Source organism: Nonomuraea marmarensis, assembly GCF_043197025.1.
Lineage (GTDB): Bacteria > Actinomycetota > Actinomycetes > Streptosporangiales > Streptosporangiaceae > Nonomuraea > Nonomuraea marmarensis.
In genome coordinates, this window is sequence record NZ_JBICRM010000033.1 from 100,676 (window position 1) to 110,723 (window position 10,048).

Here is a 10,048-nt window from a genome sequence, read left to right on the forward strand (position 1 = left end):
AGGTGATCCGGATGCTCAAGAACCATCTGCGTCGAGACCTTCAGTGGCTTAAGCGACAGGCGCGCAGGGACAGGCGGATCACCGTCGCCCTGCTCGCCGGGGTGCTGGCCGCCTGGGTCCGCCAGCTCTCGCCCGGGGATCTGCCCACCGGGTCCGGGGTCCTGATGGGGATCTCGTTCGGGCTGGTCGCGGGGTCGGGGATGGCCTGGCTGGCGTCGGCGTACCTCGTCACGAGGACCATCAGGGCACGCAAGGAGCCGGCGGAGGAGCTGCGCTGGGTGTCCAGGATCAGCAGGGGCAAGGAGTGGGCGTTCTGCTCGGTCAGCGCTTATGTGGCGTGGCACCTGCTGCAGTTCGTCACCGCGCTGGTGCTGGGCTGACCGGCCCTTTCTGGCCGGCGGCGGGGCGTCACCCCAGGAATGGGGGCCGGGTGACGTCCCGCCGGTGCGGCTGGCCCTCGGGCAGAGCCGCTGACCGGTCTTCGGGCATGCCCCCGACCGGGCGCCCGTCGGGCAGACGCGGTGACTGGCGCGGCCGGGCCGGCAGTAGGGCTCGGGAGCTTCGAACACAGGCCCAGGATGGTGCAAGCGGTGTCCTGTGGGGAAGGCGGCTTGATGGGAGCTTCCCAGCGGCCGGAGCTGGGAGATTCGTGCCTGGTCGAGAAGGGGGTGTGGCAGGTGGAGGGCGATCTGATCGTTCCCGAGGCTGCTCCGGGAGTGGTGGTGTTCGCGCACGGCAGTGGCAGCGGCCGGTACAGCCCGCGCAACCGGTACGTGGCCGAGGTGCTCAACAAGGCCGGGCTGGGCACGCTGCTGTTCGACCTGCTCACGCCGGAGGAGGAGGCCGACCGGGCGAACGTCTTCGACATCGGGTTGCTGGCCGAGCGGCTGCTGCAGCGTACCGACTGGGTGCGTGAAGAGGCGGGGCTGCCGATCGGCTACTTCGGCGCCAGCACCGGCGCGGCGGCGGCGCTCTGGGCGGCTGCCGAGCCGGGCAACGCGGTCGCGGCGGTCGTCTCCCGCGGCGGGCGGCCCGACCTGGCCGGGGAGCGGCTGTCGGCGGTACGCGCGCCGACCCTGCTCATCGTGGGCGGCCGGGACCCGGTGGTGGTGGAGCTGAACGAGGAGGCCCAGCGGCGCCTGCTGGCGGAGAGCCGGATGACCGTCGTGCCCGGCGCCACCCACCTGTTCGAGGAGCCGGGCGCGCTGGAGGCCGTGGCCGGTCATGCCAGAGACTGGTTCACGACCCACTTCGCCGGCCCCCAGGAACGGTCAATCACATTGCCGTGACTCACGGTTTGTGCGAACGTCAACTGCGGACGACATCCGGACCTGACGGCGGTTGCGCACGTGCCACTTCTCGAGCTCGCTGGCCTCACCTGGGAGATACATGGGACCCGACGTGGACTTGACCGCGATCCGCTGACCGTCGATCCGGGGCGGACCGCCGTGGTGGTGGCCGCCGACGCGGGCGAGGCCGACGCGTTCGCCGACCTGCTGCTCGGCCTGGAGATGCCGGTGGACGGCAGGATCCGGGTCGGCGATCAGGAGATCACCATGCGGCTGCCCGCGGAGCGCGAGATCGGGCTGGTGCCCGCGGGGGCGGGGCTGCTGCCGCACCTGACGGTCGAGCAGAACCTCGCGCTGGCCGCGCGCGACGACCTGGCCCCGTCGTTCGCCCATGGCAGGGTCGCGTTCATGGCCAGGCGGATGGACATCCAGGGCTTCCTGCGCTCCAGGCCGCACGAGCTGGCCCACGACGAGCGGCTGAGCGTCGCGCTGGCCAGGGCCCTGTGCAGGCTGGTGCCGGTCAAGGTGATGGTGATCGAGGACCGCACCGGCAGCGGGCCCTGCCACGCGGCCGTGAGCGCGGCGCTGGGCACCGATCCCAGCCTGGCCGTGCTCGTCGTGACCGACGACCGGACCAGGGTGGCCAGCCTCGCCTCCCCCTCGCGCTTCTGGGAGACCACCGATGTCGCTGAGCCGTAGAGGGTTGCTGGCCGCGATCCCCGCGGTGGCGCTGGCGGGTTGCGCCACGGAGCGGCCGCTGCGGGTGGCGGTGGTCTGGAGCGGCGACGAGTTGCGCCACTTCCTCGACGTGGTCAAGGACTACGCCGGCAGGCCGGTCAGCGTCTATTCGGCGGGCGACAACATCGGCGCCCTGCTGCGTGGACCCGCCGAGGACGTCATCCCCGACGCCGCCGTGATCCCCCGGCTGGGCCTGCTCTTCGACCCGGTGATCCAGCCCCGCCTCAGGCCATGGGCTCACGAGCAGCCGGAGTTCTGGCGGCGGCTCGTGACGCCCGAGGGCGGCCAGGGGCAGCTGGGCGCCTGGTTCAAGATCGCGCACAAGTCGCTCGTCTGGCATCGTGCAGGTGAGTTGCCCCAAGACCTGGACCACTGGCAACCCGGCCCGGGCAGCCTGTCGATCGGGGCGGCCGACGGGTGGGTGCTCAGCGACTGGTTCGAGAACGTCCTGCTCGCCTACGCCCCCGAGGTCTACCGCGGGCTCTTCCCGCCAGAGAAGACGGGCAACCCCGCCTGGTGGGGCGTGTCGAGGCTCAGGGAGGCGCTCGAGCGGCTCGGCACGATCTGGCAGGGCGCCTTCCCCCGCGAGCAGGCCAGGCGCGCGCTCACCATGCAGTTCCACGACTCCATCCTCGACGTCTTCGTCTACCGCACCGCCCGTCTGGTGGCCGCGCCCGACTTCGCCCTGCCCGTCATCGAGCGGTACGCCGGCAAAGGCGCTGCCCAGCACTTCCCATTCCCCTCCTACGCGGGCAACCCGCCCCCGCTGGTGGTCGGCGGCGACGTCGCGGTGGCCATGAACGAGGGGGCACTCGACTTCGTCAAGTGGCTGACCGGGCCGGGCGACGCGGGCAGGTCCGGCGCGCTGAGGGAGTGGGTCGGGCAAGGCGGCTTCCTGACGCCGTTCCCGCTGCCGGTCCCCGGGCTGCTGCGCGGCACCGCGGACGAGCTCCGCGCCGCCGTGAACGGTCACTACGACCTGTCCGACCGGCTCCTCGGCAGCCTGGAGGGCGGCGACGGGCGCGGGTTGTGGCGCATACTCACCGAGCTGTTCTCCGACGTCACCGTCGCCGCCGTCGATCCCGGCACGGCGGCGGCCAAGGCCCAGGAGAAGCTCGTCACCGGTAGTGCGGAGGGCGCCTTATGAGCGAGCGGAACGCCTTCCTGTTCGAGGTGGCGCCACATCACGACGCCAGGGTGCCGGTGGTCAGGCACGGGCTCGGCCGCTGGCGCGCGTCCGTCTACCTGCTGCTCGCGGTGCTGCTGTCGGCGGGCATCATCCTGGTCCCGCTCTTCGTGACGATGATCATCAGCTTCTCCGACGGGCTCAGCGGCTACGACGTGCTGCGGAACGTCCAGGTGCTCCAGTCCCTGGGCAACTCGTTCGTGTGGCTGGCGCTGGCCGTGCTCGTGTGCGCGGTCGGGCTCGGTCTGGCCTGGCTGGCCAGGAACGCGGGCCCGGTGCTCGGCCGGGTCCTGCGCGTGGTCCTGGTGCTGCCCGCCGCGGTCTCCCCGCTCACCACGGGCGCGATCTTCCGGTGGCTGTTCGACACCAACCCGCAACGCGGCCTGGTCAACGCCCTGCTGGGCCCGCTCGGCGCCAACGTGGCCTTCCTCGGCCCCGTATGGCTCTGGCTGGTGCTCGGGCTGGCGTTCGTCTGGCAGTGGGCCGGCGTCGCGTTCCTGGTCTTCCACGAGGCCCTGGCCAGGATGCCGAACAACCTGCTGCGGATGGCCAGGGCGTTCGGCGTGGACCGGCGGCGCAGGGTCTGGTCCGTCGTGGTGCCCGCGCTCGCCGGGCCTGCCGCGCTGGCGTACCTGCTCGCGCTGGTGGCGGCGGCGCGCGTGTTCGACCTCGTGCTGATGGGCGCGCCCGGGTCGATGCAGGCCGAGGTCGAGGGCGGCGGGTTGTTCTGGTGGCGGCACCACGGCGACCTGGGCAACGCGCGGGCCGCCGGGCTCTCCGTGGGGCTGTCCGTCATCGTGGCCGTGATGGCGCTGCCCGCCCTGTTCGGGTTGCGCGGGCGGGTGGCCTGGTCCGGGCCGGTCACCCCGTCCCGTCCCGAGCCGAGCCGGCGGTTGTGGGTGGTGTGCGGGGCGGTGTCGGTGCTCTGGGTGTTGCCGTTCGTGGTGCTCGTGCTCACCTCGCTGCGCGACCCGACCGCCGCGGCGCTGTCCGGGTGGTGGAGCGGCGGGCCATGGACATTCGACTCGTACGCCGACGCGCTCGCCGACAGCGCGTTCCTGGGCGCGCTGGGCAACACGTTCGTGCGGGCCGTCGTGGTCGTCGGGCTGGTGCTGCTGGCCGCCGTGCCCGCCGCGTACGTGCTGGCCCACGAGCACCTCCTGCCGCGCCGCGCCTGGCGGCCCGCGCTGCTGGTCGCGGTGGCGCTGGCCGCGCTGCCGCCGCAGGCGTTCGCCGTGCCGCTGCAACGCTGGGTCAGCCCGTTCGTGGGCACCGGGCCCGCGCTGGCCATCGTGCACGCGGCGCTGGTGATCCCGCTGGCGGTGCTGGTGCTGCACAACGCGTTCGTCCGCGTGTCCACACCCATGCTGGCGCGGCACCGCTGGGAGCTGTTCCACGTCGTACGCGAGGCGCGGCCGGCCGTGGTGCTGGCCGGCGTGCTGGCGTTCGTGCTCGTGTGGAACGACACGGTCGTCGGCCTGCTGCTCGACTGGCCGTCGGGCGATCACCTGCCGCTGATCCTGCTGGAGCAGGCCCGCCACTTCATGAGCGCCGCCGCCCCGCTGGCCGCCGAGTCGGTGATCGCGACCGCGGTGCCCCTGCTCGTGGTCGCCGTCACCGGGCGCTGGTTGTATCGGGGGCTGACGCGAGGGGTGCGACGATGACGGACATCTCGCGAAAGGACCGGCTGCGCTTCCGGCTGTCGCGGGTGTATCGCCGCGCCGGAGCCCACCTGCCGGAGTTGGGGCTCGGCGGGCTGGTGACGGCCGGGGGGACGGTCCTGCTGCTGCAGGAGGAGCTGATCAAGCAGCTGGCCGGCAACCTGCCGGTCTGGCTGCTCGCCGTCCTGGCCCTCCCCGTGCCGGTCGCGGTCGTCTGGCTCACCCATTTCGTCCGCCGCCGCCGCGCCACCCCTCCCCAGCTGCTCTTCGGCCGCCTGCCCTTCCCCGACATGATCCACGGGCTCGTCGGCAGGGACGCCGAGCTCCAGCAGGTCAAGGACCGGGCGAGGGAACGCGGCGTCATCGTGGTCCAGGGCGCGATGGGCATGGGCACGTCCGCGGTCGCGATCAAGGCTACCTGGGACCTGGCCGGAGACGCCCGCAAGCAGCGCTACGCCGACCTCCGCGGTCCCGACCGGGACCATCCGGAGACGCCGCTGAGCGTGGCCCAGCGCGTGTTGCGCACGCTCGACCGGCCGCCGGGCGCCATCCAGGAGCCGGACGACGCGACCCCGCAGGTGATCGACGCGCTCACCGGCACGGGCCGGGTGCTGCTGCTCGACAACGTCAGCACGTGGAGCCAGGTCGCCTGGTTGCCGCCCAGGGTGCCCGGCGCGCACATCATCGTCGCGGGGACGTTCACCGACGACCTGCCGCCGCACATGGAGCCGATCCAGCTCGGCGCGCTCGGCCCCGACGCCGGGCGGGACCTGCTGGCCCGCCAGCTCGGCGACGAGCGCGCCGGCCGCGACCCGAAAGCGCTCAAACGGCTGGTCGACGCCTGCCTGGGCAGCCCCTTGGAGATCGTCAGGGTCGGCCACTGGCTGGCCCGCAACCCGAACATCTCCCTGCAGTCCCTGGTCGACGACCTGCAGCGGCTGCCGATCGACCAGAAACTCGACTTCGTGCTCAACCAGAGCGTCCAGCAGCTCAGGCCGACCGCCAAGCAACTGCTCAGCCTGCTGGCCGGACTGCCGATCGCCGAGGTCGACCACCGGGCGGCCGCCGCCCTGCTCGGCCTGCCCACCGCGGAAGACGCGATCAAGGAGCTGGCCGACCTGGGTCTCGTGGAGAACGTGCGGATGACGCGCGTCAGGGTGACCAGCACGTTCCGCTCGACGGGAGCGCGGGAGACGCCGCAGCGGGCCGCGGCCTGGCGGCGGCTGGTCGAGCACTTCGCGGATCAGGCGGATTCGTTCGGCGCGCGGTTGCCCGACGAGGACGCCCGCACCTGGTTCGCGATCGAGGACAGGGTGCTGCTGCAGGTGCTGGCCCGGCCGCGTCCCGTGCCCAAGACCGGTCACGCGCTCGGGCGGATCGCCGACGGGCTGGAGACGTGGTTCCGGCTCGAACAGCGGCACGAGGACCGGCTGCGCGCGGCGGCAGCGCTGGCCCGGGCCGCCAAGGCGCTCGACGACGAGCAGGTGCAGGCCACGGCCGAGCTGCGCCAGTGCGCGATCCTGCTCACCGCGGGCGACCCGCGCCAGGCGCGGCAGCACTTCAACCAGGCGGCCGCGCTGCGGGTCAAGGTGGAGTCCTGGCCCGCGGAGCTGCACCTGGAGCACGCGGCGATCCTGCTGGCGAGCGGCGACGAGTTCACCGCCGTCGAGTCCGCGCTCGTCCGCTACGGGCAGGCGCTGTCCGGCGGCGACGTCGCGGGCCACGCGCTGCGGCTGACCAACGTCGCCGCGCTGCTCCTGCGCAAGGGGCAGACGTTCGATCACGACGGGCGCGGCCCCGAGGCCCACAGCCTGTACGCCGACGCCCGGGCCGTGTTGTTCGAGGCGCTTGACATGGCGCACGGGGCCGACGACCGCGGCGCGCAGGCACACGCCCACGAACTGCTCGCGCTCGCGCACCTCTACCTGGGCCTGGCCTTCGACGCGAGCTCCCATCTCGACCTGGCCGAGCGGCTCTACGCCGGGACCGCCGACGAGATCGGGCGGGCGCGTTGCCTCGTGCAGCGGGCCGGGGCGCTGCTGGAGGATCCCAAGCACCTGCCCGACGAGGTGATCGCGCTGCTGGAGGAGGCGGAGCCGCGGCTGCCGCCCGCGGGCGTGAGCACGGCGCTGGCGCACTTCCACCTGGCGCGGCTGCGGCCGGGACGGGCCGGGGAACACCGGGAGGCCGGGCTGGCGGCGTTGTCACCCTGGGACGGGATCGCGGAGCCGCGCCAGGTCAGCGAGTTGCGGGCACGTTTATCGGCTCTGTGAGGTGGTCGGGGTGGCGCCCGTCGCGGCGGCGGTCAGGCGCTCGTAGACCTCCGTCGCCGTCGTCTCGCAGCCCAGCCGGTGGCCGGTCAGCTCGCCGTGGTCGTCGCTGGACCCCGTCACCGCCAGCCCGAGGTCGCCGGCCAGCCCGCGCAGGTGCTCGCGGGCGTCCGCGCCGTGATCCGGGTGGTCGGCCTCCACCCCGAAGAGCCCGGCCCGCGCCAGGTCGGCGATCCACTCGTCAGGGAGGATGTAGCCACGGCTGGCGGCCTTCGGGTGGGCCAGCACGCTCACGCCTCCTGCCGCCCGCACGAGGCGTACCGCTCGCTCGGGGTCGAGGGCGTAGCGGGACACGTGCGCGCGCCCGCCCGTGCCGATCCACTCCGGGGTGAACGCGAGCGCGGGCTCGGCGATCGCACCCGCGGCGACCATGGCGCGGGCGATGTGCGGCCGCCCGACCGGGCCGCCGGCGGCCAGCTCGGACACCTGCTCCCAGGTGACCGGCACGCCCAGCTCGACCAGCCGCTCGACGGTCCGGCGGCCGCGCTGCTCGCGAGCCTCCCGGAGGAGGGCGCACTCGGCCTGGAGCTCGGGTTCGAGCGGGTCGAAGAGGTACGCGAGCAGGTGAACGCTCTGATCGGCGCGCCGGCAGGACAACTCCATGCCCGGCACGAACGTCAGCCCCGCCGGCAGCGCCTCGATCGCGGCGCGGTGCCCCGCGACGGTGTCGTGGTCGGTCACGGCGAGCACGTCGAGCCCCCGCTCGCGGGCCCGGCGCACCACGTCGGCCGGCGGTTGCGTGCCGTCGGAGGCGGTGCTGTGGCTGTGCAGGTCTACGCGCATCGCCTTCGATCGTAAGTCAGACCGCGACGGTGGCCAGGCTCCTGCCGTCGGAGGTCTCGATCGTGAAGTGGTTCAGGTCCTCCTCGGGGAGGCTGGTGCCGCCATGCAGGACGAGGGGGTCGGGTGAGCCGGGCACCCCGTACCCCTTGGCGGGCACGCCCCAGCTCGCCACGACCTCGGAGCGGCCGTCGTCGCCGACCGCCATGAGACGGCACTGCAGCGGGCCCTTGACGCCCTTGAGCTCCAGCGCCACGTGGGTGCCCCAGCCCTTGTCCTCCAGGCCGACGACGCCGGACACGCCGGTCGCCGGGTCGGTGACGGAGTACGTGCGGCCGGTGAGGAGCAGGTCGCGGGCCGGGCCGTGGACGCTGTCGGGGTTCGGGCCGCTGGTCAGGGAGTTGATGCCGAGGAAGACGCCGGCCGCCACCAGGAGGCAGGCGGCGGCGGACATGAACGTGCGGTGGAATCGGCGGCGGCGGCGTTCGGCGGCGGCCCGGCGTACCAGGAGGGACTCGACCTGGGGGTCGGGCGCATGGGGCAGGAGGTCGTCCGGGTGCACGCCCTTGATCAGCTCTCCCATGGCGGCGAACGTCCCCACCTCGACGGCGCAGCTCCCGCAACCGTCCAGGTGGTGTTGGAACGCTGTGCGCTCCTCGTCGCTGAGCAGGCCGAGTGCGTACGCGGCCACGTCCTCGTGACGCACCTCAGTCATGGAGCGCCACCCCCCTTTCCTCGTGACGCACCTGTGTCATGGCAACGTCACCCCCCTTTCTTCCAGCGCGATCCGGAGCGCGCGCATGGCGTAGTACACCCGGGACTTCACGGTGCCGACCGGTACGCCGATCGTCTCCGCGGCCTCCTGGGCCGTGCGGTCTCGTAAGAAGGTCTCCGTGAGCACCTCGCGGTGGGCCGGCGATAACGAGAGCATCGCGTCCGTCACGACGATCTCGCGCAGCAGGCGCTCGTCCTCGGCGGCCACGGGCTGGACGCGGTCGGAGATGTCCTCGACGGTGTCGAGGGGGCGCGAGCCGGAGCGGCGGTGGTTGTCGATGACCACGCGGCGGGCCACGGTCGCCAGCCAAGGCATCAGCGAGCCGGACTCGGTACGCAGGTCGTGGAGGTTGCGCCAGGCGCGTACCAGGGTCTCCTGCACGACGTCCTCGGCCCAGCGGCGATCGCCGCCCGTCAGCCGGACGGCGAAGGCCATCAGGGGTGCGCCGTATTCGCGGTACAGGGCCCGGACCATGGCCTCGTCGGTTACGCGGTGATTCACGCCGCCGGCTCCTCGCGCTGCGGATATCACGAAATATCGCGCTCGGTATGCTGATATTGAGATTTATTACTCTAGCCAGTGGAGGGGCCGGGGTGCAGGTAGTTTGCCCCTCTTGGCGTCCAGCCAGATTTAACCGATAAATCGGGCTTAGTCCCCCTGGAGGGGATTATGATCATCCGGTTGACGATCCGTGATCCCGCAGCCTCCACGGATACGACAGCTGTAGATCATTAATTGCTGCGGTACGGGTCAGGTGGTCGCCGCTGCTGTCACCTTGTTCCGTCGCCGGTGACAGGCCGCGGCCCGGTATTGGTGGCGGCGTCGCCAGAGGGACCGGTGCAGCGCGTGGTCGCCACGCTCGCCAGCTCACCCAGCGGCCGGGGTCCGTCGGGGGTGTCGTCGGCGAGCAGGCCGAACATCGCCCAGTCGTAGTGCCGCTCGCCCTTGCCGCCGTGGCCGGTCCGCAGCCGCGGCCAGGAGCGGGCGGGCACGCGTTCGACCAGGACGGTCACGGTAGAGGTGCCGGCCGCCGTACACCTCATCTACAGCTGCCGTATCCGTTATCCCTTGTCAAGGAGTCCGGTTGACGGACAGTAATTCTGTGTTCCCTCTCTTAACGAAGTCACCGACGAGAGCCCAGTCGTTGTCGTCCTGCCACCCGTTGAACAGAGGATGCTCGCCCCAGTTCTCCCAATACCGAACAGTCGCCGGCGACTGCCCGCTGGAGAAGTCCGCAACCATGACGCGGCCATCCCCCGCGTTCGTCCGATTGATGGACAGCAACTGAT

11 protein-coding genes are annotated in these 10,048 nt (G+C 72.3%); 6 read left to right on the top strand and 5 right to left on the bottom strand.

Annotation, left to right across the window (positions count from 1 at the left end; genetic code table 11):
* The first annotated feature begins 11 nt into the window (after positions 1–11).
* The 6 genes from ACFLIM_RS38675 (at position 12) to ACFLIM_RS38700 (ending at position 7,147) form a co-directional block, all read left to right on the top strand.
* A complete protein-coding gene (locus ACFLIM_RS38675) occupies positions 12–380 on the top strand; it encodes a hypothetical protein (RefSeq protein WP_393173595.1) in 369 nt (122 codons plus the stop codon).
* 234 nt (positions 381–614) lie between these two features.
* Complete coding sequence (locus ACFLIM_RS38680; protein ID WP_393173598.1) at positions 615–1,289, top strand: dienelactone hydrolase family protein; 675 nt, start codon at positions 615–617, stop codon at positions 1,287–1,289.
* A 60-nt stretch (positions 1,290–1,349) separates the two neighbouring features.
* On the top strand, positions 1,350–1,988 hold the full coding sequence (locus ACFLIM_RS38685; protein ID WP_393173600.1) for an ATP-binding cassette domain-containing protein: 639 nt from the start codon (positions 1,350–1,352) through the stop codon (positions 1,986–1,988).
* Complete coding sequence (locus ACFLIM_RS38690; protein WP_393173602.1) at positions 1,972–3,174, top strand: hypothetical protein; 1,203 nt, start codon at positions 1,972–1,974, stop codon at positions 3,172–3,174. The genes ACFLIM_RS38685 and ACFLIM_RS38690 overlap by 17 nt, the downstream gene beginning before the upstream one ends.
* Positions 3,171–4,877: an ABC transporter permease subunit gene (locus ACFLIM_RS38695; protein ID WP_393173605.1), complete on the top strand. Its 1,707-nt coding sequence runs from the start codon at positions 3,171–3,173 to the stop codon at positions 4,875–4,877. Before ACFLIM_RS38690 ends, ACFLIM_RS38695 begins: the two co-directional genes overlap by 4 nt.
* On the top strand, positions 4,874–7,147 hold the full coding sequence (locus ACFLIM_RS38700) for a hypothetical protein (RefSeq protein WP_393173607.1): 2,274 nt from the start codon (positions 4,874–4,876) through the stop codon (positions 7,145–7,147). The genes ACFLIM_RS38695 and ACFLIM_RS38700 overlap by 4 nt, the downstream gene beginning before the upstream one ends.
* Here the strand turns inward: ACFLIM_RS38700 and ACFLIM_RS38705 are convergent.
* The 5 genes from ACFLIM_RS38705 to ACFLIM_RS38725 all read right to left on the bottom strand — a co-directional run.
* Complete coding sequence (locus ACFLIM_RS38705) at positions 7,133–7,987, bottom strand: PHP domain-containing protein (protein WP_393173609.1); 855 nt, start codon at positions 7,985–7,987, stop codon at positions 7,133–7,135. The two genes, ACFLIM_RS38700 and ACFLIM_RS38705, sit on opposite strands and share 15 nt — an antisense overlap.
* Positions 7,988–8,003: 16 nt before the next feature.
* The gene (locus tag ACFLIM_RS38710) at positions 8,004–8,699 is read right to left on the bottom strand and encodes an anti-sigma factor (RefSeq protein ID WP_393173611.1); all 696 of its coding nucleotides are present in this window, start codon (positions 8,697–8,699) and stop codon (positions 8,004–8,006) included.
* Between the two features lie 36 nt (positions 8,700–8,735).
* On the bottom strand, positions 8,736–9,260 hold the full coding sequence (locus tag ACFLIM_RS38715; protein WP_449291496.1) for a sigma-70 family RNA polymerase sigma factor: 525 nt from the start codon (positions 9,258–9,260) through the stop codon (positions 8,736–8,738).
* Positions 9,261–9,529: 269 nt separating this feature from the next.
* A complete protein-coding gene (locus ACFLIM_RS38720; RefSeq protein ID WP_393173613.1) occupies positions 9,530–9,802 on the bottom strand; it encodes a hypothetical protein in 273 nt (90 codons plus the stop codon).
* A 28-nt stretch (positions 9,803–9,830) separates the two neighbouring features.
* Positions 9,831–10,048, bottom strand: a 218-nt coding sequence (locus ACFLIM_RS38725) for a hypothetical protein (protein ID WP_393173615.1), incomplete at its 5' end; no start/stop codon positions are given.